Annotated in this window: 23 protein-coding genes; 16 read left to right on the top strand and 7 right to left on the bottom strand. The window is 67.8% G+C overall.

The features are described from left to right. Positions 1-20: 20 nt before the first annotated feature. Positions 21-1,355, bottom strand: a complete 1,335-nt coding sequence (locus AC1DFC_RS18635) for an NAD(P)/FAD-dependent oxidoreductase (protein ID WP_413313737.1) — start codon at positions 1,353-1,355, stop codon at positions 21-23. A gap of 230 nt (positions 1,356-1,585) precedes the next feature. On the opposite strand from AC1DFC_RS18635, the gene AC1DFC_RS18630 reads away from it, so the two are divergent. From AC1DFC_RS18630 to AC1DFC_RS18610, 5 genes are all read left to right on the top strand, one after another. Next, positions 1,586-3,886 carry an NADP-dependent malic enzyme gene (locus AC1DFC_RS18630; RefSeq protein WP_007838480.1) on the top strand — a complete coding sequence of 767 codons (2,301 nt, stop codon included), beginning with the start codon at positions 1,586-1,588 and terminating at the stop codon, positions 3,884-3,886. Between the two features lie 180 nt (positions 3,887-4,066). Further along, a complete protein-coding gene (locus AC1DFC_RS18625) occupies positions 4,067-5,101 on the top strand; it encodes an ABC transporter substrate-binding protein (RefSeq protein WP_007838478.1) in 1,035 nt (344 codons plus the stop codon). Next, positions 5,101-5,946, top strand: coding sequence for an ABC transporter ATP-binding protein (locus tag AC1DFC_RS18620; RefSeq protein ID WP_478179770.1), 846 nt, complete (start codon positions 5,101-5,103; stop codon positions 5,944-5,946). The genes AC1DFC_RS18625 and AC1DFC_RS18620 overlap by 1 nt, the downstream gene beginning before the upstream one ends. A gap of 9 nt (positions 5,947-5,955) precedes the next feature. After that, on the top strand, positions 5,956-6,726 hold the full coding sequence (locus AC1DFC_RS18615; RefSeq protein WP_478179769.1) for an ABC transporter permease: 771 nt from the start codon (positions 5,956-5,958) through the stop codon (positions 6,724-6,726). A 252-nt stretch (positions 6,727-6,978) separates the two neighbouring features. After that, the gene (locus AC1DFC_RS18610; RefSeq protein WP_007836096.1) at positions 6,979-7,359 is read left to right on the top strand and encodes a cupin domain-containing protein; all 381 of its coding nucleotides are present in this window, start codon (positions 6,979-6,981) and stop codon (positions 7,357-7,359) included. Positions 7,360-7,461: 102 nt separating this feature from the next. On the opposite strand, the gene AC1DFC_RS18605 is transcribed toward AC1DFC_RS18610, so the two are convergent. The 4 genes from AC1DFC_RS18605 to AC1DFC_RS18590 form a co-directional block, all read right to left on the bottom strand. Further along, positions 7,462-7,683: an oxidoreductase-like domain-containing protein gene (locus AC1DFC_RS18605; protein WP_007836097.1), complete on the bottom strand. Its 222-nt coding sequence runs from the start codon at positions 7,681-7,683 to the stop codon at positions 7,462-7,464. 108 nt (positions 7,684-7,791) lie between these two features. After that, positions 7,792-8,688, bottom strand: coding sequence for a lipid A hydroxylase LpxO (gene lpxO / locus AC1DFC_RS18600; protein ID WP_007836098.1), 897 nt, complete (start codon positions 8,686-8,688; stop codon positions 7,792-7,794). 93 nt (positions 8,689-8,781) lie between these two features. Beyond that, a complete protein-coding gene (locus tag AC1DFC_RS18595) occupies positions 8,782-9,183 on the bottom strand; it encodes an OsmC family protein (protein ID WP_007836099.1) in 402 nt (133 codons plus the stop codon). A gap of 25 nt (positions 9,184-9,208) precedes the next feature. Beyond that, the gene (locus AC1DFC_RS18590; protein WP_007836101.1) at positions 9,209-9,676 is read right to left on the bottom strand and encodes a winged helix-turn-helix transcriptional regulator; all 468 of its coding nucleotides are present in this window, start codon (positions 9,674-9,676) and stop codon (positions 9,209-9,211) included. A 128-nt stretch (positions 9,677-9,804) separates the two neighbouring features. On the opposite strand from AC1DFC_RS18590, the gene AC1DFC_RS18585 reads away from it, so the two are divergent. Further along, positions 9,805-11,106, top strand: coding sequence for a D-amino acid dehydrogenase (locus AC1DFC_RS18585; RefSeq protein ID WP_478179768.1), 1,302 nt, complete (start codon positions 9,805-9,807; stop codon positions 11,104-11,106). Between the two features lie 12 nt (positions 11,107-11,118). On the opposite strand, the gene AC1DFC_RS18580 is transcribed toward AC1DFC_RS18585, so the two are convergent. After that, positions 11,119-12,201 (bottom strand): aromatic ring-hydroxylating dioxygenase subunit alpha, encoded by a 1,083-nt coding sequence (locus AC1DFC_RS18580; RefSeq protein WP_478179767.1) that lies wholly within the window; start codon positions 12,199-12,201, stop codon positions 11,119-11,121. A 334-nt stretch (positions 12,202-12,535) separates the two neighbouring features. Here AC1DFC_RS18580 and AC1DFC_RS18575 point away from each other — a divergent pair, with 334 nt between their 5' ends. The 8 genes from AC1DFC_RS18575 to AC1DFC_RS18540 all read left to right on the top strand — a co-directional run bounded on the left by AC1DFC_RS18575 (position 12,536) and on the right by AC1DFC_RS18540 (position 20,592). After that, on the top strand, positions 12,536-13,561 hold the full coding sequence (locus tag AC1DFC_RS18575; protein WP_007836107.1) for an ABC transporter substrate-binding protein: 1,026 nt from the start codon (positions 12,536-12,538) through the stop codon (positions 13,559-13,561). Beyond that, on the top strand, positions 13,558-14,085 hold the full coding sequence (locus tag AC1DFC_RS18570) for a nucleoside deaminase (RefSeq protein ID WP_007836108.1): 528 nt from the start codon (positions 13,558-13,560) through the stop codon (positions 14,083-14,085). The genes AC1DFC_RS18575 and AC1DFC_RS18570 overlap by 4 nt, the downstream gene beginning before the upstream one ends. A 124-nt stretch (positions 14,086-14,209) precedes the next feature. Continuing rightward, on the top strand, positions 14,210-15,040 hold the full coding sequence (locus AC1DFC_RS18565; RefSeq protein WP_007837292.1) for an urease accessory protein UreD: 831 nt from the start codon (positions 14,210-14,212) through the stop codon (positions 15,038-15,040). Between the two features lie 106 nt (positions 15,041-15,146). Continuing rightward, the gene (locus AC1DFC_RS18560; protein ID WP_413332919.1) at positions 15,147-16,049 is read left to right on the top strand and encodes an iron-containing redox enzyme family protein; all 903 of its coding nucleotides are present in this window, start codon (positions 15,147-15,149) and stop codon (positions 16,047-16,049) included. Continuing rightward, complete coding sequence (locus tag AC1DFC_RS18555; protein ID WP_478179766.1) at positions 16,046-16,990, top strand: methyltransferase; 945 nt, start codon at positions 16,046-16,048, stop codon at positions 16,988-16,990. The genes AC1DFC_RS18560 and AC1DFC_RS18555 overlap by 4 nt, the downstream gene beginning before the upstream one ends. Continuing rightward, the gene (locus tag AC1DFC_RS18550; protein ID WP_007837288.1) at positions 16,990-18,084 is read left to right on the top strand and encodes a hypothetical protein; all 1,095 of its coding nucleotides are present in this window, start codon (positions 16,990-16,992) and stop codon (positions 18,082-18,084) included. The genes AC1DFC_RS18555 and AC1DFC_RS18550 overlap by 1 nt, the downstream gene beginning before the upstream one ends. Before the next feature lie 8 nt (positions 18,085-18,092). Continuing rightward, the gene (locus AC1DFC_RS18545) at positions 18,093-18,920 is read left to right on the top strand and encodes a GNAT family N-acetyltransferase (protein WP_478179765.1); all 828 of its coding nucleotides are present in this window, start codon (positions 18,093-18,095) and stop codon (positions 18,918-18,920) included. A gap of 79 nt (positions 18,921-18,999) precedes the next feature. Next, a complete protein-coding gene (locus AC1DFC_RS18540; protein ID WP_478179764.1) occupies positions 19,000-20,592 on the top strand; it encodes a diguanylate cyclase domain-containing protein in 1,593 nt (530 codons plus the stop codon). A gap of 27 nt (positions 20,593-20,619) precedes the next feature. Here AC1DFC_RS18540 and AC1DFC_RS18535 read toward each other — a convergent pair whose 3' ends face one another. After that, on the bottom strand, positions 20,620-21,492 hold the full coding sequence (locus AC1DFC_RS18535) for a LysR substrate-binding domain-containing protein (protein WP_007837283.1): 873 nt from the start codon (positions 21,490-21,492) through the stop codon (positions 20,620-20,622). Positions 21,493-21,599: 107 nt separating this feature from the next. Here AC1DFC_RS18535 and AC1DFC_RS18530 point away from each other — a divergent pair, with 107 nt between their 5' ends. Both AC1DFC_RS18530 and AC1DFC_RS18525 read left to right on the top strand, forming a co-directional pair. Further along, a complete protein-coding gene (locus tag AC1DFC_RS18530) occupies positions 21,600-22,190 on the top strand; it encodes a cysteine dioxygenase family protein (RefSeq protein WP_478179763.1) in 591 nt (196 codons plus the stop codon). A gap of 82 nt (positions 22,191-22,272) precedes the next feature. Next, on the top strand, positions 22,273-23,856 hold the full coding sequence (locus AC1DFC_RS18525) for a rhodanese-like domain-containing protein (RefSeq protein WP_478179762.1): 1,584 nt from the start codon (positions 22,273-22,275) through the stop codon (positions 23,854-23,856). Positions 23,857-23,861: the final 5 nt, after the last annotated feature.

The following is a 23,861-nucleotide window of genomic DNA, read 5'->3' as shown; positions in this document are numbered from 1 at the left end:
CGCGGTGTTCCTGGAAAGAATCAGGTCTTTGCGGCTTCCAGCGACTCCTTCAGGTTGCGCCGGCGCCATGCCCAGGTCTTCACGGCCTGCGGCAGGATGCCGAGGCACGACGCGTAGTAGGTCACCTTGAAGCCCCAGAAGCGCGGCCCGATGGGCGTGTCTCGGAACAGGTCGCCGGCCAGGATGGACAGCATCGCCTCCTGCATGCGCCAGACGTTGCGCGGGTTCATGAACAGGCGGCGGATGGCCGGCGAGGTGATGCGGTAGATGAACCACGAGAACATCCTGGGTCCGCGCTTCATCACTTTCTCGTAGTGGCGGAAGGCCTTCTCGGCCTCCTTCGCCTCGCCCTTGAGCCAGTGGTCGGCCGCGGTGGCGGCCTCGAAGCCGCTGTTCATCGCCAGGTACACGCCTGAAGAGAACATCGGGTCGACGAAGGCGTAGGCGTCGCCCACCATCATGAAGCGGTCGCCGCGGCAGAACTTGGAGTCGTAGGCGTAGTTGCCGGTGGAGGTGGCGCCTTCCATCAGCGTGGCGTTCTTCAGGCGCGCGGCCAGCTTGGGCGCGAGCGCGATGGTTTCCATCAGGAACTCTTCGAGCGAGCCCTTGCGGCGCTTGAAGTAGGCCGGCGAAGCCACAGCGCCAACGCTCACGGTACCGTCCTTCAGCGGGATGTACCAGAACCAGCCGTGATCGAACCAGAACAGCGTGATGTTGCCCTCGAAGCGGCCCGGCCGGCGCTCGGCGTTGGCGAAGTGGCCGTACAGGGCCGCGCTGGCGTGCTTGCGGTTGCGCTGCTTCACATCGAACTGGTTCGACAGCAGGGTGTCGCGCCCGCTGGCGTCAATCACGAAACGCGGGCGCCAGGTGGTTTCGGTGCCGTCGTCGGCCTTGACCTTGACCAGCGGGCGCTTCTCGCCGCCGGTGTCGGCGTCCATGTCCACGCCGGTGACGCGCCGGCCCTCGAAGGTGCGCGCGCCGCGCGCGGCGGCATGGCGGAACAGCAGCTCGTCGAACTCCGAGCGGCGCACGTGCACCGCGTACGGAAAGCTCTTGTCCATCGCCTCGCCGAAGTTGAAGTGGCTGCTGTGGTCGTGCCAGGGCGAAACGAACTCGGCGCCGTGCTTGCGGATGCCGATGGCCTCGACCTCGGTGCGCACGCCCAGCCGGTCGAACAGTGGCATGTTCATCGGCAGCAGCGACTCGCCGATGTGAAAGCGCGGATGCTGCGCCTTCTCGATCAGCACCACGTCGTGGCCCTTGTCCGCGAGCAAGGCGGCCACCGTGGAGCCCGAAGGGCCCCCGCCAATGACCACGACATCGGGGTCGTTGCCGGTGAAAGGTCCTGATGTCATGCGTTGTTGCCCCTCGTTGTGGTTTTATCGCTGTTGGCGCTACCCCGGGGCCAGCACCGGCCAATCGCAAGCCGTGAGCCCCCGCAGGTAACGATCGCGCAGTTTAGCCAACCGCCGGCCAACTCCATCACGCCGAAGATATGGATTCAGGCGTTTTCGGCATTCCCCCTGTACAAAGGGGCTGCGCTTTTGCGGTAGCCTCATTGCCCGTCAGAAACAAGGAGACTTTCATGGCTGCACCCCTTTCCCCCGCAGAAGAAGCACTTCGCGAGGCAGCGCGCGAATACCACCGCTCACCCGTCAAGGGCAAGATCTCGATCACCCCGACCAAGCCCCTGCTGAACCAGCGCGACCTGTCGCTGGCCTATTCGCCGGGCGTGGCCTATCCGTGTCTCGACATCGCCGCAGACCCCGCCACGGCCTCCGAATACACCGCGCGCGGCAATCTGGTGGGCGTGATCACCAACGGTACCGCGGTGCTCGGGCTGGGCGACATCGGCCCGCTGGCCGCCAAGCCGGTGATGGAAGGCAAGGGCTGCCTGTTCAAGAAATTCGCCGGCATCGACGTGTTCGACATCGAACTGGCCGAGCGCGATCCCGACAAGCTGGTCGAGATCATCGCAGCGCTGGAGCCCACGCTGGGCGGCATCAACCTCGAGGACATCAAGGCGCCCGAGTGCTTCTACATCGAGAAGAAGCTGCGCGAGCGCATGAACATCCCGGTGTTCCATGACGACCAGCACGGCACGGCCATCATCTCGGCCGCAGCCCTCCTCAACGGCCTGGAGCTGGTCGGCAAGAAGATCGAGGACGTGAAGATCGCCGTCTCGGGCGCGGGCGCCGCAGCCATCGCCTGCCTCGACGTGATGGTCGGCCTGGGCGCCAAGCCGGCCAACATCCACGCCTGCGACTCCAAGGGCCTGATCTACATGGGCCGCGCGGGCGGTTTCGACGAATCCAAGGCACGCTACGCCCAGAAAGACACCGGCGCCCGCACCCTGGCCGACGTGGTCAGGGACGCCGATGTGTTCCTGGGCTGCTCGGCCCCGGGCGTGATGACCGCCGAGATGGTCAAGACCATGGGCACGCAGCCCATCATCCTGGCGCTGGCCAACCCCGAGCCCGAGATCCGCCCCGAGCTGGCCAAGGCCGTGCGGCCGGACTGCATCATTGCCACCGGCCGTTCGGACTACCCGAACCAGGTCAACAACGTGCTGTGCTTCCCGTATATCTTCCGCGGCGCGCTGGACTGCGGCGCCAGCAAGATCACGGAAGAGATGAAGCTGGCCTGCGTGCGCGAGATCGCCGAGCTGACCAAGGCCGACATCAGCGAAGAGGTGGCCACCGCCTACGCCGGCCAGGAGCTGGCCTTCGGCCCCGACTACATCATTCCGAAGCCCTTCGACTCGCGCCTGATCCTGCGCATCGCGCCGGCCGTGGCCAAGGCCGCTGCCGCCTCGGGCGTCGCGACGCGTCCGATCGAGGACATGGACGCCTACCGCCAGCACCTGACGCGCTTCGTCTACCAGACCGGCATGTTCATGCGCCCGGTGTTCAGCGCCGCCAAGATTGCCACCGCCAAGCGCGTGGCCTACGCGGAAGGCGAAGACGAGCGCGTGCTGCGCGCCGCGCAGTGGGCGATGGACGAAGGCGTGGCCAAGCCGATCCTGGTGGGCCGCCCCGCCGTGATCGAGGCGCGCATCAAGAAGGCCGGCCTGCACATCCGCGCGGGCACCGACTTCGAGATCGTCAACCCCGAGGACGATCCGCGCTTTCGCACCTACTGGGAGAGCTTCCACAAGATCATGGGCCGCCGCGGCGTGACGCCGGAGGCCGCCAAGACCATGGTGCGCCGCTCGAACACCACCATCGCCGCGCTGATGCTGCACCTGGGCGACGCCGACGCGATGATCTGCGGCCTGGTCGGTCGCTTCGACGTGCACCTGGAGCACATCCGCAACCTGATCGGCCTGAAGCGCGACGCGCCCGGCTTCGCCACGCTGAACGCGCTGACGCTCGACAAGGGCACGATCTTCATCACCGACACCAACGTGAACGAAGACCCGAGCGCCGAGATGCTGGCGAGCATCGCGGTGATGGCGGCCGAGGAAGTGCGCCGCTTCGGCCTGCCGCCGAAGGTGGCCTTCCTGTCGCACTCGAACTACGGCACCTCGAGCCGCGCCTCGGCCCGCAAGATGCGGCTGGCACGCGACCTGTTCGCGCAGATGGCACCCGACATCGAATGCGACGGCGAGATGCACGGCGACGCGGCGCTGTCGGAAGACGTCCGCCGCACCGCCCTGCCCGAGACCACGCTGAGCGGCGAAGCCAACCTGCTGGTGTGCCCGAACCTCGATTCGGCGCACATCCTCTACAACGTGCTGAAGATGACCGGTGCCAACGGCATCACGGTCGGCCCGGTGCTGCTGGGCGCCGCGAGCTCGGCGCACGTGCTCACGCCGTCGTCGACGGTGCGCCGCATCATCAACATGACGGCGCTGGCGGTGGCGAAAGTGACCGTCGACAAGTAATCACCGGGCCATCCGGCGGGCGAATTGCCCGCCTTCGGTGCCAAAAACGCGGCAATGCCGCGTTTTTGCATTTGGGGGTGCAGATGGCGCACCGTATCGACCCACCGGGAGGGTTCGCACCAATCGCGTGCGGGCACCGTTTTTGCTTGAATGCCGAAGCATTCACATCACGGATAACGCATGAACAAGCGCCAACTGCTCCAGTCCTTCCTCGCCGCCTCGGCCCTCTGCTTCGGCCTCTCACCGGCCCTTGCCCAGAGCCCGACGCCGATCAAGTTCCAGCTCGACTGGCGCTTCGAGGGACCGGCCGCGCTGTTCCTGCATCCCGCCGCCAAGGGCTACTTCAAGGCCGCCGGGCTCGACGTGAGCATCGACGCGGGCAACGGCTCGGGTGGTACCGTCACGCGCGTGGCCTCGGGCGCCTACGACATGGGCTTTGCCGACCTCGCGGCGCTGATGGAGTTCCACGCCAACAACCCCGACAGCCCGAACAAGCCGGTCGCGGTGATGATGGTCTACAACAACACGCCGGCCTCGGTCATGGCGCTCAAGAAGAGCGGCATCACCAAGCCCACCGACCTCGCCGGCAAGAAGCTCGGCGCGCCGGTGTTCGATGCCGGCCGGCGCGCCTTTCCGATCTTCGCGAAGGCCAACAACATCGGTGCCGTCAACTGGACCGCCATGGACCCGACGCTGCGCGAGACCATGCTGATGCGCGGCGACATCGACGCCATCACCGGCTTCACCTTCACCTCGCTGCTCAACCTCGAGGCGCGCGGCGCCAAGGCGGCCGACATCGTCGTGCTGCCCTACCCCGACTACGGCGTGAAGCTCTACGGCAACGTGATCATCGCCTCGCCCAAGCTCATCAAGGAGAACCCGGCGGCGGTGAAGAAATTCCTCTCGGCCTTTGCCAAGGGGGCGAAGGAAGTCATCGCCAACCCGGCAGTGGCCATCGAATCGGTGAAGGCGCGCGACGGCATCATCGACAGCAAGCTCGAAACGCGCCGCCTGCAGCTGGCCATCGATACCGTCATCAACAGCGCCGACGCGCGCGCCGAAGGCTTCGGCACGGTCAACGCAGGCCGCATGTCGCTGATGGCCTCGCAGGTGTCGGACGCGTTCGGCACCAAGACGCGCGTGAGCCCCGACGCGGTGTGGACCGCCTCGCTGCTGCCGCCGTCGGCCGAACTGAACATCCTGTCGAAGAAGTGATGGTGGACGCATCGCAGGACGCGGCCGCCCCCTTCGTCGACTTCCAGGACGTCTGGCTCGCCTACAACGAGGAGCTTCTTCGCGCCAACCACTTCGCGGTCGAGGCCATCGACCTGAAGGTCAGGCGCGGCGAATTCATCGCCATCGTCGGCCCCTCGGGTTGCGGCAAGTCGACCTTCATGAAGCTCACGACCGGGCTGAAGATGCCGTCGATGGGCAAGATCCGCATCGACGGGCAGAACGTGACCGGGCCGCTGAAGATCTCGGGCATGGCCTTCCAGGCGCCTTCGCTGCTGCCGTGGCGCACCACGGTCAACAACGTGCTGCTGCCGCTGGAGATCGTCGAGCCCTACCGCTCGAACTTCAAGGCCAAGCGCAAGGAGTACGTCGAGCGCGCACGCAAGCTGCTGCAGAAGGTGGGCCTCGCGGGCTATGAGGACAAGTTCCCATGGCAGCTCTCGGGCGGCATGCAGCAGCGCGCGAGCATTTGCCGTGCGCTCATCCACGAGCCCAAGATGCTGCTGCTCGACGAGCCCTTCGGCGCGCTCGACGCCTTCACGCGCGAAGAGCTGTGGTGCATCCTGCGCGACCTGTGGACCGAGCAGCAGTTCAACGTGATCCTGGTGACGCACGACCTGCGCGAATCGGTGTTCCTGGCCGACACGGTGTACGTGATGAGCAAGAGCCCGGGGCGCTTCGTGGTGAAGCGCGACATCGAGCTGCCGCGTCCGCGCGAGCTCGAACTCACCTACACCAAGGAGTTCACCGACATCGTGCTGGAGCTGCGCGGGCACGTCGGCGCGATCCGCGGCAATGCCGCCGGCGCCACGGCGGCGGCGCACTGAGGAACGCGCGTGAAGAACACCAAGCAAATCGAACGCTGGTCGCCATGGCTGCTGCTCGTGGCGGTGATCCTGCTGTGGCAGGTGATCTGCGCGGGCTTCGAGGTTTCGGACTTCATCTTTCCGAGCCCGCTGCGCATCTGGAACCAGTTCTGGGAATTCAAGGAAATCATCGCAGGCCACGCCTGGCGCACCTTCTGGGTCACGATGGCGGGCTTCGGCCTGGCGATCGTGGTGGGCGTGCTGCTGGGCTTCGTGATCGGCAGCTCGCGCATTGCGTACGCGGCCATCTACCCGCTGATGACGGCGTTCAACGCGCTGCCCAAGGCAGCCTTCGTGCCCATCCTCGTGGTGTGGTTCGGCATCGGCGCGGGGCCGGCGATCCTCACGGCCTTTTTGATCAGCTTCTTCCCGATCATGGTGAACATCGCGACCGGCCTCGCCACGCTCGAGCCCGAGCTGGAAGACGTGCTGCGCGTGCTGGGCGCCAGGCGCTGGGACGTGCTCATGAAGATCGGCCTGCCGCGTTCCATGCCGTACTTCTTCGGCTCTCTGAAGGTCGCCATCACGCTGGCTTTCGTCGGCACCACCGTCAGCGAGATGACGGCCGCCAACGAAGGCATCGGCTACCTGCTGATCTCCGCCGGCTCGGCCATGCAGATGGGCCTGGCCTTCGCGGGCCTGATGGTGGTTGGGGCGATGGCGATGCTGATGTATGAGCTGTTCAGCGTGGTCGAGAAGCACACGACAGGCTGGGCGCATCGCGGATCGCAGAACCAGTAGGCCGCACCGGATCCGGCATCGGTGCCTGCGACGGATCAGGCGACGAGGCGCGCGGTGGCGCCGCGCAGCAATTCGAAAAGCGCGCGCTGCGAAGCCGGCTACCCGCTCCGGTCGTCCGGCCGGGCACCAGGGTGATCGTGCAAAAAATTGGTCACCGCACGCGTGGCCCAGGACTACTATTCAATCGTTCACGTGCGGCTTGGCACGAGGCTGCCGCGAACCAGTTGCTCACTTCGTGCAAGGAGAGTAGCGATGGCAAGTCCAATGAATGTCAACAAGCTTCAGACGAAATCCCATGACGAACCGGACGAGGTTCGGGAGCCTGAAAAGACCCGGGTCGAAGTGGTCCGCCTCGAGGGGTACACGCTCGGACGCTTCAAGTTCGAGCCCGGGTGGCGCTGGTCGAAGTGCATCAAGCCGGTCGTGGGCACGGACAGTTGCCAGGTGGCTCACGTCGGGTATGCGGTTTCCGGTCGAATCACCGTGCAAATGAATGACGGCTCGCAGGCCGTCATCAAGGAAGGCATGTCGTACACCATCCCGCCGGGTCACGACGCGTGGGTCGAAGGCAACGACTCGTTCGTCGGCCTCGAGGTGATGAGCGCAGAGGAATACGCAAAGCCCAAGAGCTGACCCAGGGCGGGAGGCCTCAGGGGCAGAAATCTTCGGGATGATCGAACGGGGATGCGATCGCGAGCGCCCCTTGCCGCCGCCAGGGGCGCCATGTCCGAGCCTTCAACCGAGCATCAGCGAGGCCTCGTCGCGCCAGTAGGCCACGGCGGCAAGCCAGCCCTCCCACACACAGCCGTTGCAGCCGCGACCGCAGCAGGTGGTGGGTTCGGACGGCGGCGCACGCATCGCAAGCCCCGCAGCATCGAGCAATGCCTGCACGCGCGCGATGAGCGCTTGCGCGCCCGCGAGGTTCGTGGGTTCGGGCAGCCGGTCGATGGCGTTCACGGGCGGCAGATCTTCATGCGTCGGGGTTCGATTCGAGCCGAGAGGAAGGCCAATCCTTCACCGCCTTTGGCGTTCAGCAAAGGCCGCGAGAGGCCGGCCCTGGTGGCCCTACCAGAAGATCCAGAGCGCCAGGCCGCCGAAGATGGCCCACTTCACGAGGTAGTACGCCCGCTTGTCCCACGCCTTCAGGCGCTTGCCGATCACGCGGATCTGGTAGATGTATTTGAACGCGCGGTTGATGCCGCCGGTCTTGTCACCCACGTCGTTGGGCGAACTCGCGGCGGCCAGCAGGTTCTTGGCGAACCAGCGGTTCACGGCGCTGGCCCAGCGGTACTTCAGCGGGCGCTCGATGTCGCAGAACAGGATCACGCGGTCGTGGTCGGTGGTGTTCTCGGCGTAGTGGATGAAGGTCTCGTCGAACACCACGGCCTCGCCGTCGCGCCAGTGGTAGCGCTGGCCGTCCACGTCGATGTAGCAGCCTTCGACGCCCGGCGTCCACAGGCCCAGGTGGTAGCGCAGCGAACCGGCGAAGGGATCGCGGTGGCGCACCAGGCGGCTGCCCGGGGGCAGTTCGGCGAACATGGCGGCCTTGATGGTGCCGATGCCCTTCAGCAGTTCGGTGGTGCGCGGGCAAAGCACGGCGGCCGAGGGATGCGCCTCGTCGTACCACTTCAGGTAGAAGCGCTTCCAGCCGCTCTTGAAGAAGGAGTTGAAGCCCACGTCGTTGAACTGGCTCGATGCCTTGATGCTGCCGCCGTTGCGCATGGCCAGCGCTTCCTCGCGGATGACCTCCCAGTTCTCTTCGAGCACGCGCATCTCGGGGAACTGCGCGGGCGACAGGTACGGTGTACCCGGCACCTTCGAGAAAAGGTACATGAAGACGTTCAGCGGAGCGAGGAAGGTCGAGTGGTCGGAGAGCTGCCTGAAGAAGCGATGCCGCACCTGGCCGCGGAAATGAACGTAGAGCGCACTGAGCGCGAAGATGGCGAGAATGACCCACTTCATTGTTGAAAGTGTCCTGTAAACGGCACCGGCTAGTGTAAATCCTTGCCCCAAAACGGACCTGACCACGCCTTTTGGCCGTGCGGCACCTGGCGCTCAGTCCGCCCAGCCGGTCTCGATCTCGGTCTTCACCTCGGTCATGAGCTTGTGCACCGGGCACTTGCCCGCCACGCGCAGCAGTTCGTCGCGCTGCGCTTCGCTCAGGTCGCCGCTCAGGCGCAGGCCCGACTTGAGGCGGTAGACGCCCTTGCGCTCCTCGCTGGCGTCGCGGTCGACCACGACCTCGATGTCTTCCACCGGGATGCCCTTGCGGCGCGCGTAGATCAGCACCGTGAGCGCCTTGCATGCGGCGAGCGAAGCGTCGTACAGGTCATGCGGCTCGGGGCCCGCGTCGCTGCCGCCGCCCGCGGGCGAGGCGTCGACCGGAATCTCGTGGTTGCGGATCTTGAGGATGTGGCGCGTGCCGGTGGTGCCGTCGCGGCGAATCGAAATGGTCATGCCTGTCCTTGAATGAGGTGTGTGCTCAGCGGTCGACCGCCAGCATCAGCGTTTCCTTGATCTCTTCCATCACCACGTAGCTGTGCGACTCGGCCGCCACCGGCAGCTTCTTCAGGATGTCGCCCAGCAGGTGCCGGTACTCGCTCATGCCGCTCAGGCGCGCCTTCACGAGGTAGTCGAAGCTGCCCGACACCAGATGGCATTCGAGCACCTCGGGCATGTGCAGCAGCTCCTTGCGCACCTTGTCGAACACGTCGCCCGACTTGGCGGAGAGCTTGATCTCGACGAACACCAGCAGCGTCTTGCCCAGTGCCTCGGGCGACACGTGCGCGTGGTAGCCGGTGATGACGCCGTCGCGCTCCATGCGCTTCACGCGCTCGGCGCAGGGCGAGGCCGACAGGCCGATGTGCTCGGCCAACTCGGTCATGGAAACGCGGCCCTGGCGCTGCAAAAGGTCGAGGATGCGGCGGTCGATTCGGTCGAGTTCGGGCATTTCACTTCTGGCGCGGCGTTGGACGATGAGTCTCAGTGAATTTCGCTGCCAATTCACTGAAAACGATGGAATCCACTGCATTGTGCACTTTAGATTCCACTCATTCCATCTGAATCGGCGAATACACCATGAAAGTCATCGTTCTCGGCGGCGGCGTGATCGGCACCACCACGGCCTACTACCTCGCGCGCTCGGGCGCCGAGGTCACCCTGCTCGACCGGCAGGCCGGCCCCGCCGAGGAAACCAGCTTCGGCAACGCCGGCCAGGTGTCGCCGGGCTACTCCACGCCGTGGGCCGCGCCGGGCATTCCGCTGAAGGCGATCAAGTGGATGTTCAAGAAGCACGCGCCGCTGTCGATCCGCCCCGACGGCACGCTGTTCCAGCTGCGCTGGATGGCCGCGATGCTGCGCAACTGCTCGCCCGAGGCCTATGCCGTGAACAAGGAACGCATGATGCGCGTGGCCGAATACAGCCGCGGCTGCCTGCAGCAATTGCGCGCCGACACCGGCCTGCAGTACGAGCAGCGCACCGGCGGCACGCTGCAGCTGTTCCGTACGCAGGCCCAGCTCGACGCGGTGCAGCGCGACATCGCGGTGCTCGAGGAATGCGGCGTGCCCTACGAACTGCTCGACCCCGATGCGCTTGCCCGCGTCGAGCCCGCATTGGCCGGCGCGCGCGACCGCCTCACGGGCGGCCTGCGCCTGCCCAACGACGAAACCGGCGACTGCCACCTGTTCACGCGCGGCCTCGCCGAGATCGCCCGCGGCCTGGGCGTCGACTTCCGCTTCGGCCAGACCATCGACGCGCTGGAAAGCGACGGCGGCCGCATCACCGGCGTGCGCACCACCGCCGGCAAGATCCTCACGGCCGACCGCTACGTGATGGCCTTCGGCAGCTACTCGCGCGCCGCCATCGCCTCGCTGGGCCTCGACATCCCGGTGTACCCGGTCAAGGGCTATTCGCTGACCGTGCCGCTGCTCGACGAATCGCTCGCGCCGCAATCGACGGTGCTCGACGAGACCTACAAGGTGGCCGTCACGCGTTTTGACAACCGCATCCGCGTGGGCGGCATGGCCGAGCTCGGCGGCTTCGACCTGCGCCTGAACCCCGCACGCCGCGCCACGCTCGAGAAGGTGGTGACCGACCTGTTCCCCGGCGGCGACGTGCCCCGCGCCAGCTTCTGGACCGGCCTGCGCCCGATGACGCCCGACAGCACGCCCATCGTCGGCGGCACGCGCTATGCCAACCTGTTCCTCAACACCGGCCACGGCACGCTGGGCTGGACCATGGCCTGCGGCTCGGGCAAGCTCATCTCCGACATGGTGATGGGCCAGCGCCCGGAGATCCGCACCGATGGCCTGGCGATGGACCGCTACGAACAGGGCTCGTCGCACGCAACGCGCCCGAACCCGGCGACTGCCCCGGCTTGATGCGGAGGCCGCTCAGGCGGCCTTTGCAATCGGAATCACGGCACTGCTCATGCCGCGATAAACCTCCGCCTCGCCATGCTTCGCCAGCAGCTGCATCAGGTGCTTGCGAATCAGCATGCCGGGCCGATCCGATTCCATCGAATACTCCACGCCGCGCCGCCGCGTATCGACCAGCGCATCGGGGTCGGTCGATTCGAGGATGTCCTTGTCCTCGCGCGTCACCGCGTCGTCGAAGTCGATCAGCATCTGCGCCGTGCAGTCAGCCTCTGTGTCGTTGCGGAACAGCCATTGGCACAGCTGCATGCGGCCGTCGTCAATGGGCGTGAAGCAGTTGATGATGATGTGGCGCACGCCGCTCGGGTACTCGATGTCGAGCCGGCGCGAGAACGGCAGGTAATACGCGTTGCGCATGTGGCGCGTGGTGATCGGGTCGGTCACGCCGCTGATCGCATGGAACTTCACCGGGTTGGCCGCATCGATGACCGTCTCCGCGTAGAAGCCCGACTCGTTCTCCACCAGTTCGTACTTGCTCGGCTTCGGGCTCGCGGCCACGCCGAAGGTGGCACGGTGCACGAAGCTGAAGTGCGAGTTGTCGAAGGAATTCTCCAGCGCGCGCATCGGGCTGGTCTGCCACTCTTCGTAGAACTGGAAGATCGTGCGGTAGCCCGGGTCGTCGAACTCCGCAATGGCCGGGATGTCGGCAATGGGCTCCTCGAGCGCCACCCACGCATAGCCATAGCGCGCCGTGCAGCGGTAGGCCGTGGTGCGGTACTCGGGCGAGATCTTGCGGTCGGGCTCGTACTGCGGAATGCGGATGACCTGGCCGCTGCGGTCGTAGGTCCAGCCGTGGTAGCCGCACTGGATGGCGCCGGTGCCGCAGGTCCGGCCCTCTCCGTCCACGCACCAGCCCTTCGAGAGCTTCGCGGTGCGGTGGCAGCAGCGGTCCCGCAGCGCCGCGGGCTGGCCGTCGGCGTCGATGAAGAGAACGATGTCTTCGCCCAGCAGCCTGAAAGACTTCGGGCCGCCGGCCAGTTCGGTGAGCGGCATGACGGCATGCCAGAACTTGCGGAAGACGGGTTGTTGGGTGACGAGCATGCGCGGACTCCTTCGGTGGTCGTGTGGGGGACGAACTGAAAGAGCAATTTCCCGCCATCGACGGGAACCGTCGCGTGGCTGAACGCTTCTACTCTGCGCAACCTGCCTTGCAAATTGCGCGCCCGGATTGTGGCGCGGCTTCCTGGTCGGCGCACGTTTTCCCTTGCAATGCCCGAGCAAAATCCCTTGGCATGCGTCGTGCATGACCCACCGCAAGAGTAGAAGCGTTCAGCAGCGCACGCACCACAAACGTGCACCCGCCCGGAAATTGCTCTTGAAACGCCCGCCGCATTTTTGCGGAGGGATTCAAGAACCGAAGCTTCCGAGGCCCCACATGCAACGTCGATCCTTCCTCGCGGCCAGCGCCGCCACCCTTGCCGCTCCCGCCGTCTTCGCGCAGGGCGGCGCCAGGCTCACCCCGCTCAAGTTCACGCTCGACTTCCGCATCAACGGCCAGACCGCGCCCTTCTTCCTCGCGCAGACCAAGGGCTACTACAGGGACGAGGGGCTCGACGTGAGCATCGACACCGGCGCCGGCTCGGTGGCCTCCATCACCCGCATCGCCAGCGGCGTCTACCAGCTCGGCCTGGGCGACATCAGTTCGCTGGTCGAGTTCAATGCGCAGAACCCCGGCACACCGATGGTGCAGGCCGTGTACCAGTACTACAACCGCGCACCGTTCGCGATCATCGGCCGCAAGGACCGCGGCGTGACCGGCGATTTCAAGAGCCTCGCGGGCAAGAAGGTGGCGGCCGCCGCCGTCGAATCGACCCGCCGTGCATGGCCCCTGGTCGCGCGCAAGCAGGGTATGCGGGCCGACGCCTTCCAGTGGCAGACCACCGACTTCAGCGCGCGCGACAACGTGATGGTGCGTGGCGACGTCGATGCCGCCACCTACTTCCACGACTCGGCCGTGTCGCTGTTCGCGCGCATGAAGCCCGAGGAACTGTCGGTGCTCAAGTACGCCGACGCTGGCGTCAACCTGTACGGCAACGCGATCCTTGCAGGCAGCAATCTCATCGCGCAGAACCCGAAGGTGGTCGCGGCCTTCCTGCGCGCGAGCAACCGCGCCATCGTCGAGACTTTTTCCAATCCGGCGCCGAGCATCGCGGCCATGCGCCAGCGCGAGCCCATCCTCGATGAGAAAATCGAACTCGAGCGCTGGGGCATCACCGCGCAGTACGTGGGTGCGGCCGACACGCGCGATCATGGCCTCGGCGACATCCGGAAGCTCTTGCTCGAACAGCAGGTCGACGAAGTGGCCGATGTCTTCGGCCTCAAGATCAAGCCCGCGTCCGACGCCATCTTCAATACTTCGATGCTTCCATTGCGCATCGAACGCTCCCTTCCCAAAGCATGAATTTCCACAGCGACACCCACACCGTCATCTATCCCGCCGAAACAGCACTCGATGAACGCGACGGCCGCTATCTGCGCAAGGCCATCGTCTGGTCGCACGCGGCGCGCCGCCGGGGCAACCGCCCCTTCGGCTGCGTCATCGTCTCGGCCGCCGGCGAAGTGCTGGCCGAAGCCGGCAACAGCAATGCCGAGACCGGCGACTGCACGGCGCATGCAGAAATCAATGCGCTGCGCGCGCTGGCCGAGCGCAAGCTCCCGCGCGAGGAACTCGCGGGCGCCACGCTCTATGCCTCGGGCGAACCCTGTGTGATGTGCGCCGGCGCGATCTTCTGGTCGAACATCGGCCGCGTGGTGTTCGGCATCGATGCCGAGCGCCTGCGCGTGTTCCGCGGCGAGCGGCAGGACCAGCGCGATGCCGAGCTGTCGTGCCGCGATGTGTTCCGCGCCTCGCCACACCCGATCGAATGCATCGGGCCGGCACTCGTCGACGAAGCGAGTGCCGCGCACGACGGCGCCTGGAAGTAGGGCTCGCCCCCAGGCTTCGCGCACTTCGTGTCGCTTCGCCAACCCCCTACCGGGGGCAACACCGGCGGCCCGGCGAAGCCGGTTCCGCGGTGTTCCACGAAAACACCCCGACTAGACTCCGCGAATGCCCTGGCACGCCCGTCTCCATCTCTCCTACCAGCGGGAATCCGCCCGCACCGTCGCCCGCTTCCGCCATGACGGCCCGCTGCGCATCCTGCAGAGTCTGTACCCCGAGGGCGACGCCGTCTGCCACAACGTGCTCGTGCATCCGCCGGGCGGTCTGGTGGGTGGAGACACGCTCGACCTCGGCATCGAGGCCGCCGACGGCAGCCATGGCCTGATCACCACGCCCGGCGCCTCGCGCTTCTACCGCTCCGAAGGCGAGCTGGCGCTGCAGCGCACGCGCATCCGCCTCGCGGCCGGCGCGCGGCTCGAATGGCTGCCGCTCGAAGCCATCTGCTACAGCGGCTGCCAGGCAGAGAACCGGCTTTCCATCGAGATCGAGCCCGGCGCCGAGCTGATCGGCTGGGACATCACTGCGCTCGGCCTGCCGAATGCCAACCAGCCCTTCGAGCGCGGCAGCTACCTGCAGCACATCGAGGTGCCCGGCGTGTGGCTGGAGCGCGGACGCATCGACGCGGCCGACCACCGGCTGCTGCAAAGCCCCATTGGCCTCAACGGCCACCGCTGCCTGGCCTCGCTGTTCTTCGTGGCGGGCTCGCCGGTAGCGCGCGCCCGGCGCGAGGCCCTGCTGGCGCACGCACGCTCACTGCTCGAAGCGAGCCCGCTGTTCGGCAGCGCAGGTGCCACCAGCCCGCATGCCGAAGTGGTCGTGCTGCGCGTGCTCGCGCCCGTGGTCGAGCCCGCGATGCAGTTGCTGCGGCAAGTCTGGCAGGCATGGCGCGGCGAGCTGTGGCAGCTGCCTGCGGCCACGCCGCGCATCTGGGCGACCTGAGCCCGATCTTCGCCCCTGGGGCCAATCTGTAGGCGCCGTCTGACGGACAGCCGCTTTGCAAAGGCGCACGCTGCCTCTTTTGCCCAGCGGATGACGAGGATCGGCCATGTCTCCAGACAACGCCCCGAACGCCCACACCCATGCGGAAACGCAGCTTCATCGGCATCTGGCGCACTTCAACGCCGCACGGCTGAAGTTCGGCAGCCCGTCGCCCCACTGGCAGGATGAGCTCGCCCGAGAGCATGAATGCCGCCTGATCGAAGGCAGGTACCTCGAAGCCCTGCGCACCACGGTGCAGGTGGCGGCATCGGCCTCGGCCGGCAATGCGGACCATTTCGCCAACTGGTTCGCGTCGCTCGCGCGCACGGGCCCCGGCCAGCATCACCCGCTGTTCGACTGGCTGGCTCAGGAAGCCACCCTGCCGCAGATGCGCTGGTTCCTCACGCAGGAGGCCGCAGGCGAAGCGGGCTTCGAAGACCTGCTGGCCTGCACCCAGGTCAAGCTGCCGCCGCAGCCCAAGCTCGAATGCGCGCGCAACTTCTGGGACGAGATGGGCCATGGCAAGCGCAGCGCCATGCACGGCCAGATGCTGGAGCACATGGTGCGCGAACTCGACCTGCATCCGGCCATCGACACCACCGTATGGGAGTCGCTCGCGCTGGCCAACACCATGGTCGGGCTGGCGACCACGCGGCGCTACGCGTACCACGCCATCGGCGCGCTCGGCGTCATCGAGCTCACGGCCCCCGGGCGGGTGAAGCAGGTGGCGGCCGGCATGCGCCGCCTGGGCTTGAGCGGCCGTGCGCGCGCCTACTTCGACCTGCATGCGGCGCTCGACGTGTCGCACTCGCGCGCGTGGATACGCGAGGTGATCCGGCCGCTGGTCGAGGCCGATCCGTCCTGCGGGCAGTTCATCGCCGAGGGCGCGCTGATGCGGCTCGTTTGCGGAGAGCGCTGCTTCGCGCGCTACACCGCCGAACTGCAACAAGCCGAGGAGGTCGCCGCATGATGAACGCAGCCGGCGTGCTGCGCCAGGTGGCGGCCACGGGCTATCGCTTCACGACCGTCACGCCCTTGACCCACCAGCGCGTGCTCGCGCGGCGCGGGCGCGAGCCGGGAGCGACGCTGCGCGACATCTTCGGCTGGAACCTGCCGTTCGAAGCGGGCACCGTGCCGCCGGAACTGCTGGCCGGCATGGAGCAGGCCGGCATCGTGCGCCGCACAGGGTCGCTGCTGCGCAGCACGGTGCGCATAGCCAGCCTCGGCGACGACCTGTTCTTTCACTCGGCCTACCCGACGGTCGAGGAGAACGCCGTGTTCTTCGGGCCCGACACGCATCGCTTCGGGCGTTTCATCCGCTATGCGCTGAACCCGCGCAAGACAAAGCAGCCGCTGCGCGTGCTCGACGTGGGCTGCGGCAGCGGCGCGGGCGGCATTGCGGTGGCGCGTGCGCTGGCGGCGACGGACACGCCCTGCACGATCGTGATGAACGACATCAATCCGCTGGCGCTGGAGTACACGGCCGTCAATGCGGAGGCCGCCGGCATCCCTGTGACGCTCGCGCAGGGCGATGCGCTGTCGGCGGTCGAAGGCGACTTCGACCTCATCGTGTCGAACCCGCCCTACCTCGACGATGCCGCGCAGCGCGCCTACCGCCACGGCGGCGCGCGGCTCGGGCGGGCGCTCGGCGTGCGCATCGCGGCCGAGTCGCTGAAGCGGCTGGCGCCGGGCGGGCAGCTGCTGCTCTACACCGGCGTGGCGATGGTCGATGGCGAAGACCCGTTCCTTGCCGAGATACGGCCGCTGCTCACCGCGCCGGGTTTCGAGTGGTCGTATGCCGAGATCGATCCCGACGTGTTCGGCGAGGAACTGGAACGCCCGGTGTATGCGCACATCGACCGCATCGCCGCCGTCGGGCTCGTTGCCGCGCGCACAGCGGAGGCCGCGTGATGGCCGCCGGACTCGACCTCGGCGCCGACACCGCGCGGCTCGCCGTGGTGCGCGAATGCAGCGTGCTGGAGCGCATGCCCAAGTGGCTCATCTGCGTGCCGCTGGTGGTGCAGTGGCTGTGGCTGTCGCTGCGCTACGGCGGTGCCACCTTGCCGTCGGCGGCCAACCCGCATCTCACCTCGGGCGGACTGGTGGGCGAAGGCAAGCTCGAATACTTCCGCGGCATGGGGCCGCTGGCGCGCTCGCTCACGGCCGACTACTGCGCGGTGTTCAACGATGGCACGGCGAACGAAGACTCGTTGCGGCGAATCATGGCTGAGAACGGCCTCGCATTCCCCATCGTCGCCAAGCCCGACCTGGGCCTGTGCGGCTACGGCGTCCGCCTGCTGCCCGACATGGCTGCGCTGCGGGCGTACCTGGCCGCCTTTCCTTCCGGCGAAACGGTCGTGCTGCAACGCTACCTGCCGCAGGAAGGCGAGGCAGGCATCTTCTACGCACGCGATCCCGTCACCGGCGAGGGCCGCATCATCGGCCTCGCGCTGCGCTACTTCCCGCGCGTGACGGGCGACGGCCGCAGCACCGTGGCGCAGCTCGTGGCGGCCGACGTGCGCGCGCGCCGCATCGCGCGCTCGCCGCGCCACGAATGCAGCGTGCCATCCGAGAGCGTGCCGGCCGCCGGCCAGCAGGTTCGGCTGGCCACCATCGGCTCGACCCGCGTCGGCGGGCTGTACCGCGACGGCGCGGCGCTCATCACGCCCGAGCTGGTGCGTGCCATCGACGCCATCGCGCGCGACATGCCCGACTTCCATTTCGGGCGCTTCGACGTGCGCTGCGAGAACCTGCGCGAACTCGGCGCCGGGCGCGGCTTCACCATCATGGAGATCAACGGCGCGGGATCCGAAGCCATCGAGGCCTGGGACCCCGACATCGGCGTGCTGCAGGGCTTTCGCATGGTCTTCGCCAAGCAGCGGCTGCTGTTCGCCATCGGCGCAGCGCAGCGCAAGGCCGGCGTACGGCCCATCGGCCTGCTCGCCCTCGCACGGCTCAACCGGCGGCAGAACCGCCTGGTCGACCGCTATCCGCCATCCAACTGAATTGCCGCATGCACATGGACATCACCGCTTCGCACGCCCTGCCCCGCCGTTCGCTCGCGCCGCTCGCTGCCGCGGCGCCCATGCTGGAAACCCGCTGGGCCGATTGCGAAGAGGACGTGCGCGACGCCCAGCGCCTGCGCTTTCGCGTGTTCGCGCAGGAAATGGGCGCCCGTCTCGCGCCACCCGAAGGCACGCCGCCCGGACTCGATGCCGACCGCTTCGACCCCTTCTGCGACCACCTGCTGGTGCATGCAGCGGACCCCGTGCACGGCCGCGGTCCGCTCATCGGCACCTACCGCGTGCTGACTCCGGAAGCAGCGCGCCGCGCGGGCGGTTTCTACACCGACACCGAGTTCGACCTGGCCCCGCTCGCGCCGCTGCGTGCGCGGGCGCTGGAGCTGGGCCGCTCGTGCGTGGATGCGGATTGGCGCTCGGGCAGCGTGATCATGGCGCTGTGGGCCGCGCTGGGGCAGTACATGGTCGACCACGCACTCGACACCATGATCGGCTGCGCCAGCATCGGGCTCGACGACCAGGGCCTGACTGCCGCGCGGCTGTGGCACCAGCTGTGCCGCACGCACCTGGTCGAGCAGCGCTGGCGCGTGGAGCCACGCATCGCACTGCCGCTGGACACCGATGCAGAAGCCGATGCCGACAGCGACACCGCGCCTCCCGCCGCGCCGCCGCTCATCAAGGGTTACTTGCGCTGCGGCGCGCGCCTGCTCGGCCCGCCCGCGCTCGATGTCGCGTTCAACACCGCCGACCTGCCGATGATGCTGCGCGTGGACGACGTGTCGCCGCGCTACCGCCAGCATTTCTTCGGCGTCGCCGCGTGACGTTGCGGGCGCGATCACGGCGCGCCCGGGCGCTTGGGATACAGTCCCGCACCTCACGCCCTCACGCCCCACCGCCAGAGTGAACTTCAGAAAATCCGCCAACAGCCTTGTTGTTCGCCTGCTCATGATGGGCCTTTTGATGGCGGTGGTGGGAACCGCCGGCAGCTACATCCAGCTCAGCCGCTTCCTGCGGGAGGAGCTGACCCGATCGGTGGCGGTGCAGCAAACGGCGCTGGCCGCCTACGTGGCGCGCAACGTCGACAACTACCTGGGCGAGCGGTTGTCGTTCCTCGAACGCCTGGCGGCCACCCTGCCGCCGGAACTCCTGACGCAGCCCGACCGGCTGCGGGGATGGCTGGCGGAGCGCAGCACGCTGAGCCCGGTCTTCCCGCTCGGCCTGATGGTCGCGGACGCCACCGGCAAGCGGCTCGACGGTACGGGGCAGCTCGCAACGGACGGTTCGGAATTCGCGTCCGCGCGCGCAGGGCAGTCCGCGCCGAGCCGTCCGCGGGCCACAGCCTCCCGGCACTCGGTCTTGCCCATGGCCGTGCCCGTGCGCGACGCCGCCGGGCAGGTGGCCGCCGTGTTGCTCGGCACGGCGGACCTCTCGGCCGACGGCCTGCTCGACCATTTGCAACAGGGGCGCGTGGGCGAAGCAGGCGGCATCCTGGTGGTGTCGCCGCGCGACCGCATCTTCGTGGCCTCGACGGACGTCTCGATGTCCCTCACACCCACCCCGCCCGACGGCGTGAACCCGCTGCACGACCGCGCCATGGCGGGCTATCGCGGCAGCGGGACGACGCGCAATGCCAAGGGCATCGACGAAATCTCCGCCATCGCCTCGGTGCCGAACAGCGGCTGGTTCGTGGTGGCCCGGCTGCCCGTTTCGGAATCGCTGGCCCCGGTGGGGCGCATGCAGACCTTCATCCTGCAGCAACGCGCACCCGCCGTGGCAGCGGTACTCATCGTGATCGGGCTGATCATGGCGTGGCTGCTGCGGCCGCTGCTGCGCGCCGCCGACCAGGCCGACCGGATGACCCGCGGCGAACTCGCGCTGACGCCGCTGCGGGTGGTGCGCGACGACGAGATCGGGTACCTGACGCAGGCCTTCAACCGGCTGCTGGCCAAGCTGCTGGACAACCAGGAGGCCTTGGCGCGCCTGGCCCACCACGACAGCCTGACCGGCCTGCCCAACCGCAAGCTGCTCGACGAACGGCTCCAGCAGGCGCTGCTACGGGCCAAGCGGCATGCGCGCCAGATGGCCGTGCTCTACCTCGACCTCGACGGATTCAAGAAACTCAACGACACGCTCGGCCATGAGGCGGGCGACAAGGCGTTGCTGGAAATCGCGCAACGGCTGCAGGGCCTGGTGCGGCAGACCGACACGGTGGCGCGCATCGGGGGCGACGAATTCGTGCTGCTGGCCGCCGACTTCGAAAGCTCCGCGGAACAGGGTGCGACGACCCTGGCCCAGCGCTGCATCGACGCGATCGCCCGGCCGCTGCAACTGGAGACGGGGCATTGCGACACGGTCATCGGCGTATCGATCGGCATCGCCCTGGGCAACGGCAACGAAACGCCGCAAGACCTGCTCGCCACGGCCGACGCGGCCATGTACCGGGCCAAGCAGAGCGGACGCGGCAACTATGCAGTGACGCCGACGCCGCACTGAGCGCGGCATCATCCGCTGCCGCGGCCCCTACGCCGGCATGTCGGTCCGCGGCAGCCGAAGGTGCTTCTTCAGCGTCTCGAACACCTGCCGCGTGACCGGATTCACCACGTGGCTGCGCACGTAGAGGTAGTACGCCAGGTCGGGCAGCCGCGGCATGCCGTCGCCCGCGCCGAGCACGCGCAGGCCCGCGTCGAGCTGTTCCACGCCGCGGGCCGTCACGCCCAGCCCCGCACGCAGCGCAGCCTTGATGCCGATCAGGCTCGACGAGGTGTAGCGCGGCGTCCAGGCCACGCCCGCCGCGTCGAGCGCCTCGTGGCCGATGCGGCGGAAGATGCTGGGCCCGTCCGCCATGATGAGCGGCACCGGCTTGGCCGGGTCGTGCACGTAGCCCGCGGCGCACAGCCACACGGTGGGCGAGTTGCGCAGCACCACGCCGTCGAACTGCGCGTCGGCGCGGTTGGAGATGATCATGTCGACCTCGCCGCTCTTGAGCGAGGTCATCAGGTAGGGACTGCGGCCGATGTGGATGTCCAGCTGCAGCAGCGGCGAGGTGCGCGCCACCTCGGTCAGCAGCAGCGGCAGCATGGTCTCGGCCACGTCGTGCGGCGCGCCGATGCGCAGGTTGCCTTCGAGCTGCCCCTGCCGCAGGCTGCGCAGCGCTTCGTCGTTCACCGCGAGCATGTGGTGCGCGTAGGTGAGCAGCCTCTCGCCGTGCTGCGTGAGCCGCTTCTGCCGGCCCTGCTTGGCGAACAGCGGGGGGCCGATCTGCTCCTCCAGCCGCTGCATCTGCTGCGTGATGGCCGACTGCGTGCGCCCGAGGTGCACAGCGGCGGCGGCAAAGCTCTGGTGGCTGACGACGGCCGCGAAGGAACGCAGCAGTTCGAGATCGAGCGTGGGCATGTATTAATTTTATTGAAGTGTTTCCTGCGCCAGCTGGATTGTTGCGTCACGCCCCCGTCACTACAGTGGATGCACACCGAACAGGCAACCCCACTGGAGAAAACCGCATGAGCACCCCATCCGAGCAACGCAGCCGGGCCGTCGAGGCGTCCATCGCCGACATGAAGAAGGCCATAGGCGGCGCTGAAGCCACCCGGGAAAAGCTCGACGTGGTGCTCGATTCGCTTCAAGGCCTGGCCGCGCACACCGAATACTGGGGCGCCGCCGACTTCCCGCCGCCCGAGGCGGGCGAGCACCAGGCCCGCTACCTGATCGCCGAAGACCCGGACCAGAGCTATGCGCTGTACCTGAACGTGATGCGCCCGGGCAAGAAAATCGTGCCGCACAACCACACCACCTGGGCCTGCATCGCGGCCGTGGAAGGCACCGAGCACAACCGCGTGTACGAGCGCTCCGACGACCGCAGCGTACCGGGCGTGGGCAAGCTGAAGCAGACGGCTCTGGTCGTCGTCGCGCCGGGCAAGGGCATCGCGCTGATGCCCGAGGACATCCACTCGGTCGAGATCCAGGGCGAGCAGGTCATCCGCCACCTGCACATGTACGGCCGCGCGCTCGAAACGCTGAACCAGCGCACCGCCTACGACCTCGACGCGGGCACGTACCAGACCATGGGCATCGGCGTGCAGACGCGCCGCTAGCCGCATTTTTTTTCCGCTTCGCTTTCATGCGGGCCGCGCAGCGTGGCCTCGCAGGATTTCATTCGTCCCGACGACTCGCCTCATGACTTCCTCCATCGACCCGAAGACCCTCAAATCCTGGCTGCACGACGGCGGCGAGATCGCGCTGCTCGACGTGCGCGAGCACGGCCAGTACGGCGAGGCCCATCTGTTCTACGGCATTCCCCTGCCCTTCAGCCGGCTGGAGATCGATGCGCCGCGCCTCGTGCCGCGCCGCGGCGTGCGCGTGGTGGTGTACGACGAGGGCGACGCCGACGTGGCCGAGCGCGCCGCCGCGCGCCTCGCCGTGCTGGGCTACGGCAGCGTGCATGTGCTGCAAGGGGGCACTCGTGCCTGGAAAGCCGCGGGCTACGTGCTCTTCGCGGGCGTCAACCTGCCCTCGAAGACCTTCGGCGAACTGGCCGAGGAGGTCTATCACACACCCCGCGTCAGCGCCGGCCAGCTCGCGGAGATGCTCGCTCGCAAAGACAAGGTGGTTGTGCTCGACGGCCGCCCCGCCAGCGAGTTCCACAAGATGAACATCCCGGGCGCCACCTGCTGCCCCAACGGCGAGCTGGCCTATCGCGTGCGCCGGCTGGTGCCCGACACCACCACGCCCATCGTCATCAACTGCGCGGGCCGCACGCGCAGCATCATCGGCGCGCAGACGCTCATCAACCTGGGGCTGCCCAACCCCGTCTATGCGCTGGAGAACGGCACGCAGGGCTGGTACCTTGCCGATCACACGCTGGAGCACGGCGGCACGCGGCGCTACGCCGACGACAGCGGCAACACCGACCTGCGCTCCGCCGCCAGGGCGCTGGCCGCCCGCTTCGACGTGCCGATGGTGAACGCGCAGGCCGTGCGGCAGTGGGCCGACGACGCAGAGCGCACCCTGTTCCTGTGCGACGTGCGCACGCCGGAAGAATTCGCGGCCGGCAGCCTGCCCGGTGCGCAGCACACGCCGGGCGGACAGCTGATGCAGGCGGGTGACCAGTACTTCGGCGTGCGCGGCGCACGGCTTGTACTGTTCGACAACGACGGCGTGCGTGCGCCGACCATCGCGAGCTGGCTGCGGCAGATGGGGCACGACGCGAGCGTGCTCGAAGGCGGGCTGGCGAGCGGGCTGTCGCTCGCGCCTGCCGCCGCGCCCCGTGCGCCCGCACTGGCCACCATCGATGCACAGGCGCTCGCCGCGCGCATCGAGCGCAACGAGGTGGCGGTAGTCGACCTGCGCGCCAGCATGCAGTTTCGCGCCGGCCGCATCGCGCAGGCCCGCTGGTCGATCCGCCCCCGCCTCGCCCGCGACGTGGCGAACACCGAGACGCGCCAGCTCGTGCTGGTTGCCGACGACGCCGCGCTCGCGGCATGGGCCGCGGCCTCCGAGCTCGCGGGCCTGCCGAGCGCACCGCTGCTGCTGGCAGGCGGCATGGCCGCATGGCGCGCAGCCGGCCTGCCCGTCGAGGCCACGCCCGCGCTCCCCGCCGACGGCGACTGCATCGACTACCTGTTCTTCGTGCACGACCGGCACGACGGCAACAAGGAAGCCGCGCGCCGCTACCTCGCATGGGAGACAGGCCTCGTCGCGCAGCTCGACGCGCAGGAGCGCGCCGCCTTCCGCCTGCCCGCCGCCGCATCGCACGGCTGACATCC

The sequence above is a fragment of the Variovorax sp. 10L421 genome (assembly GCF_056395365.1).
The sequence above is the reverse complement of the archived record's forward strand: the minus strand, read 5'-3'. Positions and strand labels throughout refer to the sequence as shown.